The organism is Microbacterium sp. Be9 (assembly GCF_011754135.1).
Classification (GTDB): Bacteria; Actinomycetota; Actinomycetes; order Actinomycetales; family Microbacteriaceae; genus Microbacterium; species Microbacterium maritypicum_A.
Window position 1 is genome coordinate 142,872 of sequence record NZ_WNWT01000004.1, and the last position, 24,769, is coordinate 167,640.

At 68.0% G+C, this 24,769-nt stretch carries 23 protein-coding genes; 22 read left to right on the plus strand and 1 reads right to left on the minus strand.

Annotated features, from left to right (window positions below; genetic code table 11):
* Nucleotides 1-103: 103 nt before the first annotated feature.
* The 10 genes from GLO27_RS04875 to GLO27_RS04920 all read left to right on the plus strand — a co-directional run bounded on the left by GLO27_RS04875 (nt 104) and on the right by GLO27_RS04920 (nt 11,145).
* Nucleotides 104-952, plus strand: coding sequence for an ABC transporter ATP-binding protein (locus GLO27_RS04875; RefSeq protein ID WP_021201538.1), 849 nt, complete (start codon nt 104-106; stop codon nt 950-952).
* Complete coding sequence (locus GLO27_RS04880; protein ID WP_021201537.1) at nt 949-1,989, plus strand: aliphatic sulfonate ABC transporter substrate-binding protein; 1,041 nt, start codon at nt 949-951, stop codon at nt 1,987-1,989. The genes GLO27_RS04875 and GLO27_RS04880 overlap by 4 nt, the downstream gene beginning before the upstream one ends.
* The gene (locus GLO27_RS04885) at nt 1,986-2,846 is read left to right on the plus strand and encodes an ABC transporter permease (RefSeq protein WP_136025023.1); all 861 of its coding nucleotides are present in this window, start codon (nt 1,986-1,988) and stop codon (nt 2,844-2,846) included. The genes GLO27_RS04880 and GLO27_RS04885 overlap by 4 nt, the downstream gene beginning before the upstream one ends.
* Nucleotides 2,847-2,848: 2 nt before the next feature.
* Nucleotides 2,849-4,864: an acetate--CoA ligase gene (acs, locus tag GLO27_RS04890; protein WP_167253895.1), complete on the plus strand. Its 2,016-nt coding sequence runs from the start codon at nt 2,849-2,851 to the stop codon at nt 4,862-4,864.
* Between the two features lie 12 nt (nt 4,865-4,876).
* Nucleotides 4,877-6,181, plus strand: a complete 1,305-nt coding sequence (locus GLO27_RS04895; protein ID WP_021201534.1) for an O-acetylhomoserine aminocarboxypropyltransferase/cysteine synthase family protein — start codon at nt 4,877-4,879, stop codon at nt 6,179-6,181.
* Nucleotides 6,178-6,756, plus strand: a complete 579-nt coding sequence (locus tag GLO27_RS04900) for a CoA-binding protein (protein WP_167253898.1) — start codon at nt 6,178-6,180, stop codon at nt 6,754-6,756. Before GLO27_RS04895 ends, GLO27_RS04900 begins: the two co-directional genes overlap by 4 nt.
* Before the next feature lie 32 nt (nt 6,757-6,788).
* Nucleotides 6,789-7,388, plus strand: coding sequence for a dephospho-CoA kinase (coaE, locus tag GLO27_RS04905; protein WP_021201532.1), 600 nt, complete (start codon nt 6,789-6,791; stop codon nt 7,386-7,388).
* Nucleotides 7,385-8,602 (plus strand): MFS transporter, encoded by a 1,218-nt coding sequence (locus GLO27_RS04910; RefSeq protein WP_021201531.1) that lies wholly within the window; start codon nt 7,385-7,387, stop codon nt 8,600-8,602. The genes coaE and GLO27_RS04910 overlap by 4 nt, the downstream gene beginning before the upstream one ends.
* A gap of 108 nt (nt 8,603-8,710) precedes the next feature.
* A complete protein-coding gene (gene uvrB / locus GLO27_RS04915) occupies nt 8,711-10,783 on the plus strand; it encodes an excinuclease ABC subunit UvrB (protein WP_021201530.1) in 2,073 nt (690 codons plus the stop codon).
* Between the two features lie 11 nt (nt 10,784-10,794).
* Nucleotides 10,795-11,145, plus strand: a complete 351-nt coding sequence (locus tag GLO27_RS04920; protein WP_021201529.1) for a TfoX/Sxy family protein — start codon at nt 10,795-10,797, stop codon at nt 11,143-11,145.
* Between the two features lie 35 nt (nt 11,146-11,180).
* Here GLO27_RS04920 and GLO27_RS04925 read toward each other — a convergent pair whose 3' ends face one another.
* Nucleotides 11,181-11,423: a hypothetical protein gene (locus GLO27_RS04925; protein WP_172889137.1), complete on the minus strand. Its 243-nt coding sequence runs from the start codon at nt 11,421-11,423 to the stop codon at nt 11,181-11,183.
* Between the two features lie 45 nt (nt 11,424-11,468).
* Here GLO27_RS04925 and GLO27_RS04930 point away from each other — a divergent pair, with 45 nt between their 5' ends.
* The 12 genes from GLO27_RS04930 (at nt 11,469) to gap (ending at nt 24,769) form a co-directional block, all read left to right on the plus strand.
* Nucleotides 11,469-11,912, plus strand: coding sequence for a MarR family transcriptional regulator (locus GLO27_RS04930; RefSeq protein ID WP_021201527.1), 444 nt, complete (start codon nt 11,469-11,471; stop codon nt 11,910-11,912).
* A gap of 71 nt (nt 11,913-11,983) precedes the next feature.
* Nucleotides 11,984-12,739 (plus strand): DUF4129 domain-containing protein, encoded by a 756-nt coding sequence (locus tag GLO27_RS04935; protein WP_167253900.1) that lies wholly within the window; start codon nt 11,984-11,986, stop codon nt 12,737-12,739.
* A complete protein-coding gene (locus GLO27_RS04940; RefSeq protein WP_243844746.1) occupies nt 12,736-13,209 on the plus strand; it encodes a hypothetical protein in 474 nt (157 codons plus the stop codon). The genes GLO27_RS04935 and GLO27_RS04940 overlap by 4 nt, the downstream gene beginning before the upstream one ends.
* A complete protein-coding gene (locus GLO27_RS04945; RefSeq protein WP_167253902.1) occupies nt 13,206-14,177 on the plus strand; it encodes a MoxR family ATPase in 972 nt (323 codons plus the stop codon). The genes GLO27_RS04940 and GLO27_RS04945 overlap by 4 nt, the downstream gene beginning before the upstream one ends.
* A complete protein-coding gene (locus GLO27_RS04950) occupies nt 14,174-15,487 on the plus strand; it encodes a DUF58 domain-containing protein (protein WP_208323549.1) in 1,314 nt (437 codons plus the stop codon). The genes GLO27_RS04945 and GLO27_RS04950 overlap by 4 nt, the downstream gene beginning before the upstream one ends.
* The gene (locus tag GLO27_RS04955; protein WP_167253904.1) at nt 15,484-16,077 is read left to right on the plus strand and encodes a hypothetical protein; all 594 of its coding nucleotides are present in this window, start codon (nt 15,484-15,486) and stop codon (nt 16,075-16,077) included. Before GLO27_RS04950 ends, GLO27_RS04955 begins: the two co-directional genes overlap by 4 nt.
* A 9-nt stretch (nt 16,078-16,086) precedes the next feature.
* Nucleotides 16,087-18,975, plus strand: coding sequence for an excinuclease ABC subunit UvrA (gene uvrA / locus GLO27_RS04960; RefSeq protein WP_021201521.1), 2,889 nt, complete (start codon nt 16,087-16,089; stop codon nt 18,973-18,975).
* Nucleotides 18,975-20,879, plus strand: a complete 1,905-nt coding sequence (gene uvrC, locus GLO27_RS04965; protein ID WP_167253906.1) for an excinuclease ABC subunit UvrC — start codon at nt 18,975-18,977, stop codon at nt 20,877-20,879. The genes uvrA and uvrC overlap by 1 nt, the downstream gene beginning before the upstream one ends.
* A gap of 34 nt (nt 20,880-20,913) precedes the next feature.
* The gene (rapZ, locus tag GLO27_RS04970) at nt 20,914-21,786 is read left to right on the plus strand and encodes an RNase adapter RapZ (protein WP_021201519.1); all 873 of its coding nucleotides are present in this window, start codon (nt 20,914-20,916) and stop codon (nt 21,784-21,786) included.
* A gap of 67 nt (nt 21,787-21,853) precedes the next feature.
* Complete coding sequence (whiA, locus tag GLO27_RS04975; RefSeq protein WP_017830285.1) at nt 21,854-22,831, plus strand: DNA-binding protein WhiA; 978 nt, start codon at nt 21,854-21,856, stop codon at nt 22,829-22,831.
* Nucleotides 22,832-23,016: 185 nt separating this feature from the next.
* Nucleotides 23,017-23,643 carry a superoxide dismutase gene (locus GLO27_RS04980; RefSeq protein WP_021201518.1) on the plus strand — a complete coding sequence of 209 codons (627 nt, stop codon included), beginning with the start codon at nt 23,017-23,019 and terminating at the stop codon, nt 23,641-23,643.
* Between the two features lie 115 nt (nt 23,644-23,758).
* Nucleotides 23,759-24,769, plus strand: coding sequence for a type I glyceraldehyde-3-phosphate dehydrogenase (gene gap / locus GLO27_RS04985; RefSeq protein WP_021201517.1), 1,011 nt, complete (start codon nt 23,759-23,761; stop codon nt 24,767-24,769).

Below are 24,769 nucleotides of genomic sequence, written 5' to 3' on the forward strand. Positions count from 1 at the left end.
GGTGTGGCGGCCCGTTTCGCATATCCACACCACGGAATCCCGCGCGTGACGCAACATTACGACGGCATTCGTGACAACCGATCCGCTCGGCCAGCATGGGCGTATGACCACCCTGCTGCCCGCACCGCGCACCGCCGCCGCTCCGACGGCGGTGGGTACGGCACAGGCCGTTCGGCTCGAAGGCATCGAACGATCGTTTCCTCTGCCGCACGGCCACCGCGACGTGCTGCGGGGCGTCGACGTCGACATAGCCGCCGGTGAGATCGTCGCCGTCGTCGGGCCCTCCGGCTGCGGCAAGTCGACCCTGCTGCGCCTCGTCGGAGGTCTGGACGCGCCGACACGAGGCGGCATCCGACTCGACGACACGCCCGTCGCCGACGTGGATGAGCGCACGGCCGTGGCGTTCCAGGAGCCGAGGCTGCTCCCGTGGCGCACGATCGCACAGAACGTCGAACTCGGCCTCCCGCGGGGCACCGCACGCCGCCTCGGCCGCGAACGCGTCCGTGAGCTGCTGCAGCTGGTCGGCCTCGATCATGCGACGGATCAGCATCCGCGCGAGGTGTCCGGCGGCATGGCCCAGCGCGCATCCCTGGCCAGGGCTCTCGCCCGGAACCCCGGCGTGCTCCTGCTCGACGAGCCTTTCGGAGCGCTCGACGCGCTGACGCGCCTGCGCATGCACGATCTGCTGCTGAAGATCCACTCCGCGGAGCCCACCACGATCCTCCTCGTCACGCACGATGTGGAAGAAGCCCTCTATCTCGCCGACCGTGTCCTCCTGCTGCGCACGCTGGGCGCGGCCGACGGCGACGAGTCCTCCATCGCCCGCACGATCACCGTTCCGGGCATCCGCCCCAGAGACCGCGCCGATCGCGGTCTCGCCGACCTGCGCGCCGACCTTCTCGAAGGCCTCGGCGTCGACACCCACCACCGCACCGCCGAGGAGACCCGATGAGCATCACCACCCGCCGAATCATCCCCGCGATCGCGATCGCCGGGACGATGATGCTCGTCGCGACCGGCTGCGTCGCGGGAGAGAACGCCGCGGCCACCGACACGAAGCCCACCTCCGGGACCACCGAGTGGTCGTCCGACACGTTGTCGATCGACTTCGCGACATACAACCCGCTGAGCCTCGTGATCCGTGACCAGGGCATCCTCGAAGATATCCTCGGCGATGACGTCGCCGTCGAGTGGGTGCAGTCCGCCGGCTCCAACAAGGCCAACGAACTGCTGCGCTCCGGCTCGGTCGACGTCGGCTCGACCGCGGGATCCGCGGCGCTCCTTGCCCGTGCCAACGGCTCGCCCATCCAGGTCATCGACATCTTCTCGCAGCCGGAGTGGGCGGCCATCGTCGTCGGACCGGACAGCGATATCACGTCGATCGAAGATCTGAAGGGCGCCTCCGTGGCTGCCACCAAGGGCACCGATCCCTACTTCTTCCTGCTGCAGGCGCTCGAAGAGGGCGGCCTGTCGCTCTCGGACGTCGAGGTGCAGAACCTGCAGCACGCCGACGGCCGGGCGGCTCTCGACGGCGGTTCGGTCGACGCGTGGTCGGGTCTCGACCCGATCATGGCCGCGGCCGAGGCAGAGTCGGGTGACAAGCTCATCTACCGCAACGTCGACTTCAACACGTACGGCTTCCTCAACGCCACCGAGGACTTCATCACGAACCACCCCGACCTCGCGCAGGCGGTCGTCGACGCCTACGAGCAGGCACGCGAGTGGGCGCTGGAGAACCCCGACAAGACTGCGGCGCTCCTGGCCGAGGTCGCCGGCATCGACCTCGGCGTCGCCACCACCGTGATCGAGGAGCGCTCGAACCTCGACGTGAGCGGCGTCCCCGGCGACGACCAGATCGCCGTGCTCGAGAAGATCGCCCCCGTGCTCGTGGAGTCCGGCGACGTGCAGGGCGGCAAGGACTCCGTCGACAAGGCGCTCTCCTCGATCGTGAACGCGACCTTCGCCGAAAAGGCGGTCGACGGCGAGTGAGTGAACTCGACCAGCGCGTGATCGTGCCCGCCGACTCGCGGGACGCGCTCGACTTCGCGAAAGGCGACCTCAGGCGGCCCGATGCCGCTGCCCGGCGCACCTGGGACCGTCCGGTCGTTCGCATCGTCGCCGGCCTCCTCCTCCCGGCGATCATCCTGATCGTCTGGCAGGTCGTCACGACGAACGGGCTCATCCCGCCCTACCGCCTGCCCACGCCCGCCTCGGTCTTCCAGGCCGGTGTCGAGCTCGCGGAGAGCGGCCAGCTCTGGACCCACATCGCCATCTCCGTGCAGCGCGTGCTGCTCGGATTCGCGATCGGCTCCCTGATCGGTCTCGCCGCGGCGGGAGTGGTGGGGCTGTCCCGGCTCGGCGACGTGCTGCTGAGCCCGACGCTCGCCGCCATCCGCGCCGTGCCGTCGCTGGCCTGGGTGCCGCTGCTGATCCTCTGGATGCAGATCGGGGAGGAGTCCAAGGTCACGCTCATCGCGATCGGGGCGTTCTTCCCCGTCTACACCACGGTCGCCTCCGCACTCCGGCATGTCGACCCGCAGCTCGTCGAGGCCGGACGCTCGTTCAGCCTGCGCGGATGGTCGTTGTTCCGCATCGTGCAGCTGCCCGCGGTCGTGCCGTCCGTCGTCTCCGGCCTCCGTCTCGCGCTGGCCCAGGCGTGGTTGTTCCTGGTCGCCGCTGAGCTCATCGCTTCGTCCATGGGGCTCGGCTTCCTGCTCACGGATTCTCAGAACAGCGGTCGAGTGGACCGCATCCTTCTCTCGATCGTGCTGTTGGCTCTGCTCGGCACCATCACCAACGGCGTTCTCGTGCTGGTGGAGAAGTACCTGCTCCGTCGGTGGGTGTGAGCATGACCGAGGTTCGATTGCAGGAGGCTCGCGTCTACGAGCCGTCGGACCACTTCCCACACGCGAACGTGACGGCGGAGGCGTACGCCCGCGCCGCGGCGGACCCCATCGCCTTCTGGGAGGATGCGGCTCGACGGCTCGACTGGGCGGAGCCCTGGCACACACCCCATGAGTGGGAGCCGCCGAGCGGAGATGCGATGCCTGCGGCGCGCTGGTTCACCGGAGGCACGCTCAACGTGGCCGTCAACTGCGTCGACCGGCACGTGGAGTCCGGCCGAGGCGACAAGATCGCCCTGCACTTCGAGGGGGAGCCGGGCGACCGTGTCGCGGTGACGTACTCCGACCTGCGGCAGCGCGTGTGCCGCGCCGCCAACGCCCTCGTGGCGCTCGGCGTCGAGGCGGGCGACCGTGTCGTGATCTACCTTCCCGTGCTCGTCGAGACGATCGTGATCACGCTGGCCTGCGCGCGGATCGGCGCCGTGCACTCGCTGGTCTTCGGGGGCTTCTCCGCCGAAGCCGTGCGCTTCCGCCTCGAAGACACCGGTGCGAAGCTGCTGGTCACGAGCGACGGGCAGTACCGACGCGGCGCTGCCACCGAGATCAAGTCCACGGCCGATGTCGCCGCGTCCGGTCTTCCCTCACTCGAGCACGTGCTGGTGCTCCGGCGCACCGGACAGGACGTGCCGTGGACAGAAGGGCGCGATGTCTGGTGGCATGACATCGTCGACACCGCTTCGGCTGTGCACGACGCGCAGCCGTTCGAGGCCGAGCATCCGCTCTTCATCATCTACACCTCCGGCACCACCGGGAAGCCGAAGGGCCTCGTTCACACGTCGGGCGGCTATCTCACGCTGGCGAGCTGGGCGCACTGGGCGCACTTCGATGCGAAGCCCGACGACGTGCACTGGTGCACCGCAGACCTCGCCTGGGTCACCGCGCACACCTACGAGATCTACGGACCGCTCTCGAACGGTCTCACCCAGGTCATCTACGAGGGGACCCCGGATTCTCCGCACCGGGAGCGCCATCTCGAGATCATCGAGCGATACGGGGTGACTGTGTACTACACGGCCCCCACCCTCATCCGCACCTTCATGACCTGGTTCGGCACGCAGCTCCCCACCAGGCACGATCTCTCGACCCTTCGCCTGCTCGGCACGGTCGGCGAGGCGATCAACCCCGAAGCCTGGGTGTGGTTCCGCCGCAACTTCGGCCGTGACGAGCTTCCGGTGATCGATACGTGGTGGCAGTCCGAGACGGGCGCCGCGATGATCGCGCCGCTGCCCGGGGTCACACGACTCAAGCCGGGCTCGGCGTCGGTGCCCCTGCCGGGGATCGACGTCGCGGTGGTCGACGAGGACGGACGCGAGGTCGAACCCGGCCGCTCCGGAACGCTCGTGGTCCGCCGCCCGTGGCCCGGGATGGCTCGCACGGTGTGGGGTGACCCGAAGCGCTACCGCGACGCCTACTGGTCGGCGTATGCCGGTCACGGCGAGTTCGGTGGCTTCTACGTCGCCGGAGACGGTGCGACGCGAGACGCCGACGGGTACATCTGGATCCTCGGCCGACTCGACGACGTCGTCAACGTCTCCGGACACCGGCTCTCCACCATCGAGATCGAATCGGCTCTCGTCGCGCATGCCACCGTCGGTGAAGCCGGCTCCGCCGGCGTGTCCGACCCGATCACCGGGCAGGCCGTCGTCGCGTTCGTGACACCGTCGGGCCGCGCAGAAGTGACGCCGGCCGACCTGCGTGCGCAGGTCGCGCAGTCGATCGGCCCTGTCGCCAAGCCAAAGCACATCGTGGTGGTACCGGACCTCCCCAAGACACGCTCGGGCAAGATCATGCGGCGACTCCTGGCGCAGCTGTGGGAGGCCGAGCAGGACCGCCGAGCAGGTCGCGATGCCCAGCCGCTCGGAGACACGACCTCGCTGCAGAATCCCTGGGCCGTCGACGATATCGCCGACGTGCTCGGTAGCGCTGAACTCTCGACACCGCTGAACTCTCGACACCGCTGAACTGAGGACATCATGACGGAAGAACATCGCTTCGGGTTCCGCACTCGGGCCCTGCACGCCGGCGGAACCCCTGACGCCTCGACCGGCGCGCGGGCCGTGCCGATCTATCAGACGACATCGTTCGTGTTCGACGACGCGGCGGATGCCGGCAACCTCTTCGCGCTGCAGAAGTACGGCAACATCTACTCCCGGATAGGCAACCCCACGGTCGCGGCCCTCGAGGAGCGTCTGGCGTCACTCGAAGGCGGGATCGGCGCCGTCGCCACCGCATCCGGGATGAGCGCGGAGTTCATCACGTTCGCAGCCCTCGTCGGCGTGGGTGACCACGTCGTCGCCGCTGCGCAGTTGTACGGCGGCACCGTGACTCAGCTGGACGTGACGCTGCGCCGCTTCGGTGTGGAGACCACATTCGTCGCCTCGACCGATCCTGCCGACTTCGCCGCCGCTATCCGTCCTGAGACAAAGGTCGTCTACGTCGAGATGATCGGCAACCCCTCGGGAGAGATCGCCGACGTCGAAGGACTGGCGGCCGTCGCCCATGCGGCCGGTGTGCCGCTCGTGGTCGATGCGACGCTGGCGACCCCGTACCTCGCGCGTCCCCTCGAGCACGGCGCCGACATCGTCATCCACTCCGTGACGAAGTTCCTCGGCGGACACGGCACCACGCTCGGCGGCGTCGTCATCGAGAAGGGCACGTTCGACTGGGGCAACGGCAAGTTCCCGCAGATGACCGAACCCGTCGACTCGTACGGCGGCATCAAGTGGTGGGACAACTTCGGGGAGTACGGCTTCCTCACCAAGCTCCGATCCGAACAGCTGCGCGACATCGGCCCCGCGCTCAGTCCGCAGTCGGCGTTCAATCTGCTCCAGGGCATCGAGACCCTTCCGCAGCGCATCGACGCGCACCTCGCGAACGCCCGAGTCGTCGCCGACTGGCTCGCCTCCGACCCGCGGGTCGCCTACGTGACCTGGGCAGGGCTCGAAGGACACCCGCATCATGAGCGTGCGGCCAAGTACCTGCCCCTCGGGCCCGGTTCGGTGTTCGCCTTCGGGGTCGCGGCCGAAGACGGGAGGGCGGCGGGGGAGACGCTGATCGAGAACCTCCAGCTGGCCTCCCACCTCGCGAACATCGGAGATGCCCGCACCCTGGTCATCCACCCGGCGTCGACGACACATCGCCAACTCACCGAGGAGCAGCTCGTCGCCGCAGGCGTGCGTGCAGATCTGATCCGCATATCGGTCGGACTGGAAGACGCCGACGACATCATCTGGGACCTCGACCAGGCTCTCACCACGGCGACAGGAACGAACCGATGAACGCGACGACATCGGGCGATGCGTGCGCGCTCCCCACCGTGACGGATGCTGCGGCCTGCGCGCTGCCCGGCGCGACGGCGACCATCCCCGGGCGCACCTGGATCAGGCCGAGCCAGCAAGAGCGCTTCGGTCTGCTGCGACGCGCGACATCCATCGCGATCGTCGGCGCCTCGAACAATCCTGCGCGTGCGTCGTACTTCGTGGCGACATACCTGCTCTCCAGCACGGCCTATGACGTCTACCTCGTGAACCCCCGAGAGACCCGGATCCTGGGGCAGCCCGTGTACGCGACGCTGAGCGACCTCCCCGTGGTACCCGACATCGTGGACGTGTTCCGTCGGCATGATGACCTTCCCGGCATCGCTCAGGAGGCGATCGAGGTGGGTGCCCAGACGCTGTGGCTGCAGCTGGGGTCCTGGAACGAGGACGCGGCGGCCATCGCGGAACGTGCAGGTCTCTCGGTGGTCATGGACCGGTGCATCAAGATCGAGCACGCGCGGTTCCACGGCGGCCTGCATCTGGCGGGCTTCGACACGGGCGTGATCAGCTCGCGCCGTCAGCTGCTCGCGAGGTGAGGAGCGGCCGCAGCGAACCTTAGACTGGCGGCATGCCCCTCATCGCGCTCACCGGCGGCATCGCCTCCGGGAAGTCGACCATCGCCCGGCGTCTGGCGGAGCACGGCGCCATCGTCGTCGATGCCGATCAGATCGTGCGTGACGTGCAGTCGCCCGGGTCGCCTGTGCTCGTGCGGATCGCCGAGACCTTCGGTGCCGATGTCATCGCGCCCGACGGCTCTCTCGACAGGGCGGCGCTCGGCGCGAAGGTCTTCGGCGACGCCGACCTCCTCGCGCAGCTGAACGCGATCGTGCATCCGGCGGTGCGCGAAGAGTCGCAGCGCCGCTTCGACGCGGCCTTCGCCGACGATGCCGACGCGGTCGTCGTCTACGACGTGCCCCTTCTTGTCGAAGCACGGGTGGACGACCCCTGGGACCTCATCGTGGTCGCGCACGCCCCGGCCGCTGTGCGTCGGCAGCGACTCGTCGAGCTGCGCGGGATGGACGAGCGCGCGGCGCAGGACCGGATAGACGCCCAGGTCTCCGACGAAAGACGTCTCGCGATCGCCGATGTGGTGATCGACACGTCCGACTCTCTCGAGCGCACACGCGCGCAGACGGATTCCCTCTGGGAGCGGATCAGCGCACGGTGACCTTCTCCGGTCACGCCCCGGGCTCCCGCGAGTATCGGCGTCTCATCGTCGGTCTGTTCTTCGCGGGGATCGCGACGTTCGCACAGCTCTACTCGGCCCAGGCCGTGCTGCCGCAGATCTCCTCCGATCTCGCGGTCGCCCCGGCGACGGCAGCCCTGAGCGTGTCTGCCGCGACGCTCGGCCTCGCGCTCGCGGTCATCCCCTGGTCGGTGGTCGCTGATCGCATCGGTCGTGTGCCCGCCATGGCCACGGGCGTGCTCACAGCCACGGTGTTCGGTCTCACCGCCCCGCTGAGCGGCGAGATCGGGATGCTTCTCGTCCTGCGTTTCGCGGAAGGGGTGGCGCTGGGAGCGGTGCCGGCTGTGGCGCTCGCCTATCTCAGCGAGGAGGTGGAGGCCCGCCACGCCGCCGCTGCGGCGGGAAGCTACATCGCCGGGACCACGGTCGGTGGTCTGCTCGGCCGCATCGCGTCGGGGATCGTCGGGGAGGTCGGCGGATGGCGCGCCGGCATCCTGTCGGTCGCCGTGATGTGCGCGGTCGCCGCCGCGCTGTTCCTCTGGCTCACTCCGCGCGCCAGGGGGTTCGTCCCCGGTCGTCTGCGCGCCGATCGCGGGCCCGGCATCCTGGAGAAGCTGCGTGCGCCGTTGCGCTCGCCCTTGCAGTGGGCGCTGTACGCGCAGGGATTCCTGCTGATGGGCGCTTTCGTGGCGGTCTACAACTACCTCGGCTTCCATCTGTCGGCCGAACCGTTCGTGCTGCCCGCCTGGGTGGTCACGCTGCTCTTCCTCGCCTACCTGGCCGGCACGGTCTCGTCTCCCTGGGCCGGGGCGCTCGCCTCGCGGGTCGGGCGCTTCCCCGTGCTGCTCGCCTCGATCGCTGTGATGGCCGCGGGCGCCGGCCTGCTGCTCGTGCCGGTGGCGACGATCGTGCTGGGCGGTCTCGTGCTCTTCACGGCCGGGTTCTTCGGAGCCCATGCCGTCGCCTCCGGATGGACGCCGGTCGCGGCAGGCCCCGCCAGTCGGGCCCAGGCGTCGTCGCTGTACTACTTCGCCTACTACGCCGGGTCGAGCCTGTTCGGGTGGATGCTCGGCCTCGTGTTCGGCGCCGCGAACTGGGGCTGGTTCGTCGCCGTCATCGTCGCGATGTGCGGCGTGGCTGCTCTCGCGGCCGTCTCGGCTCTGCGCGGCGCACCCACAGGGCAGTCGTCTTCCTGAAAGAAACTCCTCATGCTGTCGCGGCGGGCGACGCCGTGCGCATGGATGAGACCGGGGTGGATCCCTCTTGACGGCCTCGATGTCGGAGGGGCGGCATACGCTGGAGGTATGCAACCCACGCGCAGTGTCCGTCCTTTCGAGGTCATCAGCGAGTATGAGCCCGCGGGCGATCAGCCGAAGGCCATCGCCGACCTGGCGGCGCGCATCAACGCGGGAGAGACCGACGTCGTGCTGCTCGGCGCGACCGGTACCGGAAAGTCCGCGACGACGGCGTGGTTGGTCGAGCAGGTGCAGCGCCCGACGCTCGTTCTCGCACACAACAAGACGCTCGCCGCACAGCTCGCGAACGAGTTCCGCGAGCTCATGCCGAACAACGCCGTCGAGTACTTCGTGTCGTACTACGACTACTACCAGCCCGAGGCCTACGTGCCCCAGACCGACACCTTCATCGAGAAGGACTCCTCGATCAACTCCGAGGTCGAGCGACTGCGCCACTCCACGACGAACTCGCTGCTGAGCCGCCGCGACGTCATCGTCGTCTCGACCGTGTCCTGCATCTACGGACTCGGGGCTCCCGAAGAGTACCTGCGCGCCATGGTCGCCCTTCAGGTGGGGGAGCGCTACGACCGTGACGCCCTCATCCGCCAGTTCATCGCGATGCAGTACAACCGCAATGACGTCGACTTCTCGCGAGGCAACTTCCGGGTGCGCGGCGACACCATCGAGATCATCCCCGTCTACGAAGAGCATGCGATCCGCATCGAGCTGTTCGGCGACGAGATCGAGGCTCTGTATTCGCTCCACCCGCTCACAGGAGAGGTCATCGAGAAGCTCGACGCCGTGCCGATCTTCCCCGCCTCGCACTACGTGGCCGGCACCGATGTCATCCAGCGTTCGATCGGCACCATCGAGACCGAGCTGGAAGAGCGCCTGGCCGAGTTCGAGCGGCAGGGCAAGCTCCTCGAGGCGCAGCGTCTGCGCATGCGCACCACTTTCGACCTCGAGATGCTGCAGCAGTTGGGCTTCTGCTCCGGCATCGAGAACTACTCGCGCCATATGGATGGACGCGCGCCCGGCGAGCCGCCGCACACCCTGCTCGACTTCTTCCCCGACGACTTCCTGCTGGTGATCGACGAGTCGCACGTGACCGTCCCGCAGATCGGTGCGATGTACGAGGGCGATGCATCGCGCAAGCGCACACTCGTCGATCACGGGTTCCGGCTGCCGAGCGCCATGGACAACCGCCCGCTGCGCTGGGACGAATTCAAGAACCGCATCGGTCAGACCGTCTACCTGTCCGCCACTCCCGGCAAGTACGAGATGGGCATCGCCGATGGCATCGTCGAGCAGATCATCCGCCCGACCGGTCTCGTCGACCCGGAGATCGTGGTGAAGCCGTCGAAGGGGCAGATCGACGACCTGCTCGAGGAGATCAGGGTACGGGTCGAGCGCGACGAGCGCGTCCTCGTCACGACTCTCACCAAGAAGATGGCTGAGGAGCTCACCGACTTCCTCGGTGAGCACGGGGTGCGGGTGCGCTATCTGCACTCCGACGTCGACACCCTGCGTCGCGTCGAGCTGCTCAGCGAGCTGCGCGCCGGCGTGTACGACGTCCTCGTGGGCATCAACCTCCTGCGTGAGGGACTCGACCTTCCCGAGGTCTCCCTCGTCGCGATCCTCGACGCCGACAAGGAGGGGTTCCTGCGTTCGGGGACCTCGCTGATCCAGACCATCGGTCGTGCGGCCCGAAACGTGTCCGGCGAGGTGCACATGTACGCCGACAAGATGACCGACTCGATGACGAAGGCGATCGAGGAGACCGACCGGCGTCGCGAGAAGCAGGTCGCGTACAACAAAGAGCACGGCATCGATCCGCAGCCGCTCCGCAAGCGCATCGCCGACATCACCGAGGTGCTGGCGCGTGAGGGCGCCGACACGGCAGAGATGTTGTCCGGTCGCGGTCGCGCCACCGGCAAGGGCAAGTCGCCCACGCCGAACCTGCGCCGCACGGGTATCGCGGCCGAGGGGGCGCAGCAGCTCGAAGCCACGATCCAGGATCTGTCCGATCAGATGCTCGCGGCAGCGGCCGAGTTGAAGTTCGAGCTCGCCGGGCGCCTGCGTGACGAAGTGCAGGACCTCAAGAAAGAGCTCCGTGCCATGGAGCGCGCCGGGCACGCGTAGGAGGCGGGCTGATGGATGCTGCGGGGAACGAACTCGCCGATCGGGTGCGTGCGTTGCTGGGCGTGGACACCGAGATCGAAGAGCGTCGGATGTTCGGTACCAGGGCGTTCCTCGACGACGGCCGCATCCTCGTCGGCGCGCGTCCGGGTGGCGTCCTTCTGGTGCGCGTCGATGACGAGAACGGTGCCGCGCTGCTCACGGAGCCCGGAGCAGCGCGGGCCGTCATGGGTGCGCGCACGATGAGCTCCGGCTGGCTCGACGTGGCGGCCGGGGCCATCGAGGACGACACCGCGCTCATGTTCTGGCTCGACGTCGCTCGGGAGTCGACGGGTTCGGCGAACGAGGCTCCAGAGGAGAACTGACGCGACGGGCGGGACCGTCGCCAAGGTCGAGGCCGCTACGGGCAGTGCACCAGGGTCTTCGGCCCGGTGCGGTCGATCTCGTGCTCCGTCATCGGTGCGCCGCAGAGAGGGCAGGCGCGCTCGGCGCGCTCTGCGGCGCTCGGGGGCGGAGTCTTCTCGTAGGGGCCGACGGATGCGGGTCCCGCGAACCGGATGAGGTTCGTGTTCACCCAGGAATACAGCCCTCCGGCGTCGCGGATGCGAGTACGGAGGGGCGGGCGATCGGAATCCTGTGCCATGTTCATTAGTGTACTAACTATTAGTGCAGATGTATAGTCTCCCTTGTGACAGCATCCGATGACCTGCTCCGGCTCGAGAACCAGCTCTGCTTCGCCCTGGTGACCGCGGCGCGCAATGTCGTCGCCCTGTACCGTCCCATCCTCGAGCCGCTGGGGCTGACTCATCCCCAATACCTCGTCATGCTGGCACTGTGGGAGCGGTCGCCGCGGACTCTCAACGACCTGGCGATCGATCTCGCCATGGAGCCGGCGACGGCTTCGCCGCTCGTGAAGAGGCTGGAGACGGAGGGGCTGGTCGTGCGTCAGCGCAGCAGCGAGGACGAGCGGCGCCTGGAGATCACGCTCACGCCGGCGGGAACGGCGTTGCGTGACCGGGCGGTCGACGTTCCGCACCAGGTCATGGCGGCGGTCGGCATGGGCGTCGACGAGATCGCGGCGCTTCGGGACGGTCTCGGACCTTTCGCGGGGCGTCGTCCTGACCTCGGCTGACGCGTCGTGCGCCCACGGCTCGCGGGAATCGACGACCACGAGGTGGGGGAGCAGCCCCCTAGGGTGGAGGCATGTCGCGCCCCGAGCCCTCGATCCCGGTGCGGGAGCGTGCCGGGACAGACCGGCCGCGGGGGCTTCTGCTCCCGCTGATCGCGATAGCCGGCTTCTTCGCGACGATCATGTTCGCTGCCTCGGCACAGGGCCTTCCGCAGTTCGGAGGATGGTTCACCGCTACCGAGGAACGGGCAGGTGACGACGTCCTGCCGACGGCGCCGACGGAGACCGCGCCACCGCCGTTCGATCCCCCTGAGGATTCGCCGTTGCTCGCGATCATCGGCTACGTCCTCGCGGCGGTCGTCGTCGCCGTCGTGCTCGCGATGGTGTACCTCGGTCTTCGATTCCTGATCCGCTACCTCGTGGGTCTCTGGCGTGACCGTCCGCTCGCGCGTCGCGAGGCGGCGCGGGTCGATGCCCGGGTCGTCATCGCACCCGCGGCCCACGCCAAACCGGACGAGGCGACGATCCAGCGTGGAATCGCGGAGGCGCTGAGGACGATCGACGGTCGGCCTCTGCCCGGCGACAGCATCGTGGCGGCGTGGGTGGGCCTGGAGGAATCGGCGGCGGATGCCGGCGCCGGCCGCGGCGTCAACGAGACGCCGTCGGAGTTCACCGTTCGCATCATCGGCCGACGTGCGGGGATCGCCGACGATGTCGTCGCCCTGCTGGGCCTCTACGAACAGGTGCGCTTCGGCGGGCACGACGCCGACGAGCGCGATCGGGCCCGAGCAGCCGAGTGCCTCCGCGGCATCCAGAAGGGCTGGCGATGAAGAGACGGATCCTGGTCCTGGGCGTCGGTTCCGCCGTCGCTGTGATCGTCCTGCTCCTGCTCGGTCAGGTGGGCTTTCCGGTTCCGTTCGTCTTCGCCTGGATGATCCTCGCCATCGCGGTGGTGTGCGCCTGCCGACAGGAGTTCATCGAGGTCGGGCCTGTCTGGCCCCCCGAGAAGCCGAGCCGCAAGACGCGCGGCTCGGAGGTAGCCCGCATGGCCTGGGCGATCAACACGCGCACGGGAGTCGCCGGGCACGTCGTCGTGCGCCGGGTGCAGAGCGTGTTGAGAAGACGACTCGCCCTGCGTGGACTCGACCTCGACGATCCCACGCATCACGCGCGCATCGACGCGCTGCTCGGCGGGGGAGTGCGCGACGCCCTGCACGGTCGTGAAGTGCGGAGCACCGACATCGAGATCGTGCTCGACGCGATCGAACGAATCCCGAATGACACGGAGGAGACCGGATGAGCAGCCAGGAGACCACGCAGATCGCCGCCACGGGGCGTCGAGTGCTCGACAGCGTACGCGGCGCCGTCGTCGGGATGGACGAGCCCCTCACGCTCGCCCTCGCTGCGATCCTCGCGGGTGGCCACGTGCTCTTCGAAGACGTTCCGGGGTTGGGGAAGACTCTCGCGGCGAGGAGCCTGGCGTCCGCGCTCGGCCTCGGTTTCCGTCGCCTGCAGTGCACGCCGGACATGCTCCCGGGCGACGTCACCGGCTCCTACGTGTATGCACCGGCCTCCGGTGAGTTCGTGTTCCGACCCGGCCCCATCTTCACCGGCCTGCTCCTGGCCGATGAGGTGAACCGCACCACTCCCAAGACCCAGTCGGCGATGTTGGAGGCGATGGCCGAGCATCAGGTCACGGTCGAGGGCAACAGCTTCGCCCTACCGCGTCCGTTCCACGTGATCGCGACCTCGAATCCGATCGAGTACGAGGGCACGTACGCGCTTCCCGAGGCGCAGCTCGACCGGTTCATGGTGCGGCTCGCCGTCGGCTACCCCGGGCCGGACGATGAGACGCGCATCATCCTCGACCGCGTACGCCGACAGAGCCCCGATGCGTCTGTCGATCCGGTCATCGACGAACGGGGGCTCCTCGCGATCCAGGCAGCCGTCGAGAGGATCCACGTCGATGCCGATGTCGCCCGGTACTGCGTGGAGCTCACGAGGTCGACGCGGGATGCGACGCATGTCGCGGTCGGCGCCTCGCCGCGCGGATCGCAGGCTCTCGTCCTGCTCGGCCGCGCACTCGCGGCCCTGGACGGTCGCGATTACGTGCGGCCGGACGACATCAAGCGCATCGCGGAACCCGTGCTCGCGCACCGGCTGACCCTGACGCCGCAGGCCTGGGCGCAAGGAGTGGATCCCCGGTCCGTCGTGGCGACGGTGGTCGAGGCCACGCCGGTGCCGCCGACCGTGGCCGCGGTGCGATGACCGAGCAGGTCCGTGTCACGGCACGTGCCCCCGTGCACTGGAGTCGGACGCCCGTGATCGCGATCGGACTCGCCGGCTCGACGATCCTCGCTGCCGTAGGGCTCGTCTTCTCGCGACCCGACGTGATCGGCATCGGGCTTCCGCTCGCGCTCGCGACGGCATGGATGCTGCTGCGTCGGCCCGGTGACGATGTGCTGTCGATCGAGCTGCGTGCACGTCCGGAGCGCTCGGACGGCTCATCGGAGGTCATCGCCGCGGCAGATGCGGTCCTCGACGGCGACTGGCTCCAGATCGCGGTCGATCAGGAGGAGCAGCGGTCGGGGGCCGCCGACGTGAAGGTCGGGAGCTCCGTCCTCACGTCGCGCAACCGCCTGCAGCACTCCGGTCCTCTGGAGCTGCTCGGAGTGACCGTGCGCGGGGTCGCTCTCGACGGCGCGTGGGTCACCGAGGCTGCTCCTCGCGTCGCACTGGGGTGGAATACACCGCCGCGGCATGTCCGGATCGAGCGTCTCCCGGTCGCGCCGCGATTGAGAGGTCTGCACGGTGCCCATGAGGGATCGCGGCCCGGCCAGGGCGGAGACTTCCGTGACATCCATCCATTCGCCCCCGGCGACGAACTGCGCCGCGTCGACTGGCGGGCGACCGCGCGCGCCGCTCGCCGACCGGGTGAACTGCTCGTGCGACGCACTGCCACCCTCAGCGATTCCTCGGTGGTGATCGCGGTCGACACCGCGGAGGATCTCGGGACCGTCGTCGCCGCCTGGGGAGCGGACGATGCCGACCGGGCAGGCGTCACCTCGCTGGACCTCGCGCGGGAGGCCGCGCTGTCCATCGCCACCGCGGCGGTCGGCGTCGGTGATCGGGTGGCGTACCACGCGCTGTCGCCCGGAGGTCTCAGCCTTCCCTCCGGTGGAGGTGCACGTCATCTCGCGCGGGTGTGGGACGTGATCGCGGCGACGGGTCAGAGTGACGAGGACTCCCGGTACCGCCGGTCGCCGGTCGTGCCTGCGGGATCCATCGTCTTCGTGCTCTCCACGTTCTTCGACGGTGTCGCCGCCCAGCTCGCCATCCGTTGGCGGGCGGCGGGGCACGCCGTGGTCGCCGTCGACGTGCTCCCGGCTCCGGACGAGAGCCGGCTCAGCCGTGAGCAGCGCATCGCGCTCCGGACCCTGCTCGCGGAACGCGCGGACATCCTCGTCGAGCTCCGGCATGCCGGCGTAGAGGTCGTCGCGTGGACGGATCAGGACGTCGACGTCGCGATGCGGCTCGCGGCGCTCCGTCAGCAGCGGATGCGGACGGTGCGGCGGTGAAACGCGGTCTCCGTTCGTTCCGGGTGCGGGCGGCTGTGCCCGGCGTCACGGTGCGGCTCCTGCTCGTCGCGATGGTATGGGCAGGGGCGGTCGTGCTCGTTCCATTCCCGTTGTGGCAGGGCGTGGCGGTGATCGCCGCGGTCCTCGCTGTCGTGCTCCCGCGGTCCCTGGCGGCGTGGTTCGCGGCGGCGTGCCTGGTGTTCGGAGTCCTCCTGACCCCACCCGATCCGGGACGCACAGCCCTCGCCGTCCTGCTCGTCCACGCGATCCACGTGCTCGCATCGTTGAGCCTCGTGATCCCGATCTCCTCGCGTGTCGCCCTCGCCGTCCTGGGGCCGAGCCTGTCGCGCTTCTGCATCATCCAGCTGCTGGCGCAGCCCGTCGTCCTCGCGGCCTGGTTGCTGGCGCCGTCGAACGTCGAGCAGGGGATCACGGCGCTCGCCCCGCTCGCCGCAGTGATGCTCGTGCTCGGTGTCGGGCTGGCGCTGAGAGCCGTCCGGAGCTCGGATGTGCCGCGGCCGGCACGATCGGCGGGAGAGGAATCGGTCGCCGAGCGTCCTCGCGGAGCCAATGTCCGTGGCCCCTCGTAGACTTGTTCGGTGCCCATCGTCCCCGTTGCCTCCTCCGGAAAACTCAGTGTCCGCGGTGCCCGCGTCCACAACCTCAAGAACGTCGACATCGACATTCCCCGCGACTCCCTCGTCGTGTTCACCGGCCTGTCCGGATCGGGGAAGTCCAGCCTCGCGTTCGACACGATCTTCGCCGAGGGGCAGCGTCGCTACGTCGAATCGCTGAGCGCGTACGCGCGCCAGTTCCTCGGCCAGGTCGACCGACCGGACGTCGATTTCATCGAGGGCCTCAGCCCTGCCGTCTCGATCGACCAGAAGTCGACCAACCGGAACCCGCGATCGACCGTCGGCACGATCACCGAGATCTACGACTACATGCGCCTGCTCTGGGCGCGTATCGGTATTCCGCACTGTCCTGAATGCGGCGAACGCATCCAGCGTCAGACGGTGCAGCAGATCGCCGATCAGTTGATGGAGCTCCCCGAGCGCACGCGCTATCAGGTCGTCGCGCCGATCGTCTCGCAGAAGAAGGGCGAGTTCGTCGACCTGTTCCGCGAGCTCGGTGCCAAGGGATACTCGAGGGCCATCGTCGACGGCGACCTCATCCAGCTCGCCGAGCCGCCCACGCTGAAGAAGAGCTACAAGCACGACATCGCGGTGGTGGTCGACCGTCTGGTCGCGTCCGACGACATACTCGGGCGCGTCACAGATTCGGTCGAGACGGCGCTCGGGCTCGCGGGCGGGGTGGTGCAGATCAACTACGTCGACGGCGAGGGCGACGACGCGTGGCAGACGTTCTCCGAGAAGCTGGCCTGCCCGAACGGGCACGCCCTCACTCTCACCGAGATCGAACCGCGCACGTTCTCGTTCAATGCGCCGTTCGGCGCCTGCCCTGCATGCTCGGGGCTCGGCACGCGCATGTCCGTCGACGTCGATCTGATGCTCGGCGACGAAGACCTCTCGATCCGCGAGGGCGTCATCATCCCGTGGACGACTCAGGGAAAGGGCCTGTTCCAGTACTACGAGCGTCTGCTCGAAGGTCTTTCCAATGATCTCGACTTCTCCTTGGACACCCCCTGGCGCGAACTCCACTCCGACGTGCAGAACGCCGTGCTGCGCGGCGAGAACTACAAGGTCTCCGTCAAGTGGAAGAACCGCTACGGCCGCGAGATGCGATACACCTCCGGTTTCGAGGGCGTGGTTCCGTACATCGAGCGGCAGTACCTGCAAGCCGAGTCCGACAACCAGCGCAACCGCTGGGGTGAGTACCTCCGCGAGGTGCCCTGCCCCGTGTGCGATGGCAACCGGCTCAAGCCCGAGGTCCTGGCCGTGCAGGTGCACGGTCATTCCATCGCCGAGGTCTCGCATCTCAGCCTCGCCGACGCGCGCGCTTTCATGGAGACCCTCACCCTCACCGACCGTGAAGCGAAGATCGCGGCCCAGGTGCTGCGCGAGATCCGCCTCCGCCTCGACTTCCTTCTGCAGGTCGGTCTCTCGTACCTGAACCTCAGTCGTTCGGCGGGCTCCCTCTCCGGTGGAGAGGCGCAGCGCATCCGGCTGGCGACGCAGATCGGCTCGGGGCTGACCGGCGTGCTCTACGTGCTCGATGAACCGTCGATCGGACTGCACCAGCGCGACAACCGCCGCCTGATCGAGACGCTGCTCACCCTGCGCGACCTCGGCAACACCCTGATCGTGGTGGAGCACGATGAAGAGACCATCGAGGCAGCGGACTGGGTCGTCGACATCGGTCCCGGTGCCGGAGTCAACGGTGGCGAGGTCGTGCATTCGGGCCCGTATTCGGCGCTGCTCAATGACAGCGCATCGATGACGGGGGAGTACCTCTCCGGTCGCCGCGAGATCCCGATGCCGACGAAGCGGCGGAAGATCGACAAGAAGCGGATGCTCAGTGTGGTCGGGGCCCGTGCGAACAACCTCCGCAACGTCACCGCCGACTTCCCGCTCGGCGTCCTGACCGCGGTCACGGGGGTCAGCGGCTCCGGCAAGTCGTCGCTCGTCAACGACATCCTCTACCAGGTGCTGGCGTCGCGCTTGAACGGTGCACGCACCGTTCCGGGCAAGCACACGCGGGTGACCGGGCTCGACAACCTCGACAAGGTCGTGCACGTCGATCAGGCGCCGATCGGCCGCACCCCGCGATCGAACCCGGCCACCTACACCGGGGTGTTCGACCGCATCCGCACGCTTTTCAGTGAGACACCGGAGGCGAAGGTCCGTGGATACCAGCCCGGCCGATTCAGTTTCAACGTCAAGGGCGGTCGATGCGAGGCATGTTCCGGTGACGGCACGATCAAGATCGAGATGAACTTCCTGCCCGACGTGTACGTCGACTGCGAGGTCTGCCACGGCAAGCGTTACAACCGCGACACGCTCGCCGTGCACTACAAGGGCAAGAACATCGCCGAAGTGCTCGAGATGCCGATCGAGGAGGCAGCCGATTTCTTCGAGCCCATCCAGGCGATCCACCGCTACATGAAGACGCTCGTCGACGTCGGGCTCGGGTACGTGCGGCTGGGCCAGTCGGCGACGACGCTCTCCGGCGGCGAGGCGCAGCGCGTCAAGCTGGCGACCGAGCTCCAGCGTCGCAGCAACGGGCGCAGCATTTACGTGCTCGATGAGCCGACCACGGGTCTGCACTTCGAAGACGTCCGCAAGCTCCTCGAGGTGCTCAACGGCCTGGTCGACAAGGGCAACACGGTGATCGTCATCGAGCACAACCTCGACGTGATCAAGTCGGCGGACTGGGTGATCGACCTCGGGCCCGAAGGCGGTTCCGGCGGTGGCCAGATCGTCGCCACGGGCACTCCGGAGCAGATCGCCCGCGTCGAGGCGAGCCACACCGGGCTGTTCCTCGGCGAGATCCTGGGTGAGGGGCGCTCCGCGCGGAAGGCCAGCTGATGGCCGATGTGCTGTCGTACAAGCCGAGGCCGGGGGAGATTCCCACCGACCCCGGCGTGTACCGCTTCCGCGACTCTGCCGGCCGGGTGCTCTACGTGGGCAAGGCGAAGAACCTGCGTCAGCGTCTGTCGAACTACTTCGCACCGTTGCGCACGCTGCATGAGCGCACCCGTCGTATGGTCACCACCGCCTCGTCCGTCGAGTGGACGGTGGTCCCCACCGATGTCGATTCGCTGCAGCTCGAATACATGTGGATCAAGGAGTTCGATCCGCCCTTCAACGTGCGTTACAAGGACGACAAGTCCTACCCGTTCATGGCCGTGACTCTCGCGGACGAAGCACCCCGAGTGATCGTCACCCGCAACCGCAAGATCCCCGGCGCACGGTACTTCGGTCCGTTCCCGAAGGTCTGGGCGGTGCACGAGACCATCGACCTGATGATCAAGGTCTTCCCGATCCGCACATGCAGCGACTCCAGCTACCGGCGTGCCATGCAGACAGGCCGTCCGTGCTTTCCCGGGCAGATCGGCAAGTGCGGGGGCCCCTGCTCGATGACAGTGAGCATCGAGGAGCACCGTGCCATGGTCGACGACTTCGTCGCCTTCATGGCAGGTGGCGATGAGCGTTTCACCCGCGAGCTCACGAAACGGATGCTGGCGGCATCCGCGGCGATGGACTATGAAGCAGCGGCCAAGTACCGTGACAAGCTCTCGGCGATCGAAGCCGTGCTGGGCAAGAGCGCACTGGTCCTCCCCAGCGACGAGGACGCCGATCTGTTCGGGATCGCGGAAGACGAACTCGCCGCCGCAGTCCAGCACTTCGTGATCCGTGGCGGCAGGGTGCGTGGTGTGCGCGCCCTGACCATCGAGAAGGAGATCGACATCTCCAGCGGCGAGCTCGTCGAGCAGGTGCTGCAGCAGGCCTACGGAGAGGCGCAGGACGTTCCGCGTCGGATCCTGGTTCCGACACTGCCCGATGACGCCGCGGAGCTCGAGGTGTGGCTGCGTGAGCGCCGCGGCAAGAAGGTCGAGATCGCGGTCGCGCAGCGCGGCCAGCGTGCCGACCTCATGCGCACCGCCACGCTCAACGCGCAGCAGGCACTGATCCGGCACAAGACGCGACGCACCACCGACTATGTCGCTCGAACCCAGGCGCTGACCGACCTGCAGGAGGCGCTCGGCATGGACGAAGCACCGCTGCGCATCGAGTGCTTCGACATCTCCCACCTCGGTGGCACGAATGTCGTCGCGTCGATGGTGGTGTTCGAAGACGGGCTTCCCCGTAAAGACCAGTACCGGTCGTTCAACATCGCCGAGACGACCGACGACACCGATTCCATGTACCAGGTGCTCCGTCGCCGTCTGGCCTACCTCGATCGTCCCGAAGAGCCCGAGGCCATCGACCCGACGACCGACGAGGTCGTGGCGGAAGACGTCGGGGAGGCGACGGTGCGACGCAAGCCCCGATTCGCCTATCCGCCGCAGCTGCTCCTCGTCGATGGGGGACAGCCGCAGGTGGAGGCCGCGGCCCGAGCGCTCCGCGACGCCGGACACACCGAGATCGCGGTCTGCGGCATCGCCAAGCGTCTCGAGGAGGTCTGGCTCCCCGGCGAGGACTTCCCCGTGATCCTGCCCCGCACGAGCGAAGCCCTGTACCTTCTGCAGCGCCTGCGCGACGAGGCGCACCGGTTCGCGATCACGCATCAGCGCAAGAGGCGGCGCAACGACATCGGCTCGGTGCTCGCCGAGGTACCGGGACTCGGGGCCTCCCGCATCAAGGTGCTGCTCAAGCACTTCGGTTCGGTGACCGCTCTCCGCGCCGCCGAGCCGGAACAGATCGAAGAAGTCCAGGGAATCGGTCCCGTGCTCGCTCAGAACATCCACACGCACCTGTCCACTCGCTAGGCTGGAGGCCGAGGGGGAGAGGGAGCACTGAGCAATGACTGACGGGGAGAAGGGCGAGTTCCTCATCGTCACGGGAATGTCCGGCGCAGGTCGGACGACGGTGGCGAACGCACTCGAGGATCTCGGCTGGTACGTCGTCGACAACCTGCCTCCGCAGATCCTGCGTCCGCTGCTCGATCTGACCGATATGGGCGGCACTGCTCTGCCGAAGGTCGCGGCGGTCGTCGATGTGCGCGGGCGCAACCTCTTCGACGACTTTCCCGGCGTGGCGCGCGCACTGCGCTCCCGCGGTTCCGTTCGCGTGCTCTTCCTCGACGCGTCCGACGACGTCCTGGTACGTCGGTTCGAGTCCGTGCGGAGACCGCACCCGCTGCAGGGCGAAGGTACCCTGCTCGACGGCATCCGCATCGAGCGAGCCCGGCTCGCGCCGATCCGGGAAGCAGCCGACCTGGTGATCGACACGTCGACGCTCAACATCCACCAGCTCGCCACCCAGGTCTCCGACATCTTCTCCGAGGAGGGGGAGGCGCGACACCGGGTCACGTTGCTCAGCTTCGGGTTCAAGTACGGGCTGCCGACGGATGTCGACATCGTCGCGGACATGCGATTCCTGCCGAACCCGTTCTGGAACGAGGAGCTGCGGGGCCTGACGGGGCAGGACGAGACTGTTCGCGAGTACGTGCTCTCCCGGGATGGCGCGATGGAATTCCTGGACGCCTACTCCGCGGCGCTGGTGCCGGTGCTCGAGGGATATCAGCGCGAGAACAAGAGTCACTCGACGATCGCGATCGGCTGCACGGGGGGAAAGCACCGCTCCGTCGCCATGTCGGAGGAGCTGTCGCGCCGCCTCGCCGCGATCCCGGGCGTCGCCGTGAACGTCCGTCACCGGGACCTGGGCCGAGAGTAGCGGGCCGTCCGGCCGAGTAAGCTGGACGTTTGCGTCGCGATCCGGCGCGTGAACGTGAAGGAGTGTCGTGGCACTAACCACCGACGTCAAGGCCGAGCTGGTCAGCATCCGCAATGCACCCCCGACGGTGCGAGTCGCGGAAGTGACCGCCATCCTCCGGTTCGCCGGTGGTCTGCATTCGATCGCCGGTCGCGTGGCCGTGGAGGCCGAGGTCGACGCGGAGACCCTTGCACGCCGCGTCGCTCGTGACCTCGCCGAGATCTACGGTGTGCGACCCGAGATCGCCCAGGTCCAGTCGAGCACCGCGAACGACGGCGCACGCTGGGCGGTGCGCGTGATCGCGCAGGGGGAGACCCTCGCCCGTCAGACCGGGCTGCTCGACCAGCGTCGGCGCCCCGTGCGCGGATTGCCCAACAGGCTCACCACCGGCTCGCGGGCCGAGGTCGCGGGACTGTGGCGCGGTGCCTTCCTCGCCGCAGGATCCCTGAGCGAGCCCGGACGCTCGGCCATGCTCGAGGTCGTCTGCCCCTCGTCGGAGGCCGCGATGGCCCTCGTCGGTGCGGCGCACCGCCTTGGAGTCGCCGCCAAGGCGCGCGAGGTGCGCGGGATGCCCCGCGTGGTCGTGCGCGAGGGCGAGGCGATCCGCACCATCCTCAACGAGATGGGTGCACAGAAGACCGCCATCGCGTGGGAGGAGCTCCGCCAGCGCCGTGAGGTGCGTGCCGGCGTCAACCGTCTCGTGAACTTCGACGACGCGAACCTCCGCCGTTCCGCACAGGCCGCTGTCGCGGCGTGCGCACGTGTCGAGCGCGCACTGGAGATCCTGGCCGACGAAGTCCCCGATCATCTCAAGGTGGCCGGCGAACTCCGTCTGGCGCACCGCGACGCCAGCCTCGACGAGCTCGGCCACCACGCCGACCCGCCCCTGACGAAGGACGCCGTCGCCGGCCGCATCCGCCGTCTGCTCGCGATGGCCGACAAGCGCGCGCAGCAGGAGGGCATCCCCGGAACGGAAGCCGCGGTCCCCGTCGGACTCGACGTCTGATCCGCCTCTCGACCAAGACCCGCCGACCGGCACCCGGACGGCGGGTCTTTCGTCATACGACGGAAGGATCGGGGGCGCCGCCGCGTTGTCGTCAGTAGGATGAATCACGTCCGCTCTACGCCGCACATCGGCGGCGCGGAGGATCGGCAAGCGCCGCGGCGCGGCGCGGATTGGATGAAAGCGATATGGCGACCTACACGCTCCCCGACCTTCCCTACGACTTCGCAGCCCTGGAGCCGCACATCAGCGGCAAGATCATGGAGCTGCACCACGACAAGCACCACCAGGCCTACGTGACGGGTGCGAACACCGCACTCGACCAGCTCGCCGAGGCGCGCGAGAGCGGAAACCTCGCGAACGTCAACAAGCTCGAGAAGGACCTCGCCTTCAACCTCGGCGGTCACGTCAACCACTCGATCTTCTGGACGAACCTGTCGCCGAACGGCGGCGGTCAGCCCGAGGGTGAGCTGAAGGCGGCGATCGACGAGTACTTCGGCTCGTTCGAGAAGTTCCAGGCGCACTTCACGGCAGCGGCGACCGGCATCCAGGGCTCCGGGTGGGCGGTCCTCAGCTGGGATTCGATCGGCTCGCGTCTGATCATCCAGCAGCTGTTCGACCAGCAGTCGAACACCGCGCAGGGCACGATCCCGCTGTTCCAGCTCGACATGTGGGAGCACGCCTTCTACCTCGACTACCTCAACGTGAAGGCCGACTACGTCAAGGCCGCGTGGAACATCGCGAACTGGGAGAACGTCGCCCAGCGCCTCGAGGTCGCCCGCAAGCAGACGAACGGCCTGCTGGTACTGTCGTAATCGGGTCGCGTCCCGACGGGCCACGGCTCGTCGGGACGCCCTCTCAGCCAAAAAACCCCGCGCTCCACGCGTGCTGGAAAGCAGCGTGCAGTGCACGAGAAACAGGGAGACCTGAGTGTCTGTCAAGATCGGTATCAACGGCTTCGGCCGCATCGGACGCAACTACTTCCGCGCGGCTCTCGCGCAGGGAGCGGACCTTGAGATCGTCGCCGTCAACGACCTCACCGACAACAAGACCCTGGCGCACCTGCTGAAGTACGACTCGGTGGGCGGCGTCCTCGACGCCGAGATCAGCTACGACGATGAGAGCATCACCGTCAACGGCAAGACGATCAAGGCGTTCGCCGAGCGCGACCCCGCCAACCTCCCCTGGGGTGAGCTGGGCGTCGACATCGTCATCGAGTCCACCGGCTTCTTCACCAAGGCTGAACTCGCCAAGAAGCACATCGAGGCCGGCGCGAAGAAGGTCCTCATCTCGGCCCCGGGCACCGGTGTCGACGGCACGTTCGTCATGGGCGTGAACGAGGACACGTACAACCCGGAGACCGATCACATCATCTCCAATGCCTCCTGCACGACGAACTGCCTCGCGCCGCTCGCCCAGGTCTTCAACGACGCGTTCGGCATCGACCGCGGCTTCATGATGACGGCTCACGCGTACACCGCCGACCAGAACCTGCAGGACGGCCCGCACAGCGACCTGCGTCGTGCACGTGCTGCCGCGATCAACATCACGCCGGCGTCGACCGGTGCTGCCAAGGCCATCGGCGAGGTGCTCCCGGAGCTCCAGGGCAAGCTCAGCGGCTCGTCGTACCGCGTTCCGGTTCCGACCGGCTCGATCGTCGACCTCACCCTCATCACCGACCGTGAGAACCTGACGGTCGACGAGGTCAACGAGGCGTACAAGAAGGCCGCTGCCGAGGGTCGCCTCGCCGGCTACCTCCAGTACAACGAGGACCCGATCGTCTCGAGCGACATCGTGCACAACCCGCACTCGTCGATCTTCGACTCGACGCTCACCAACGTGAGTGGCAACCTGATCAAGGTCTCCAGCTGGTACGACAACGAGTGGGGCTACTCCAACCGTCTCGTCGACCTGACCGAGTACGTGGCCGAGCGCCTCTAA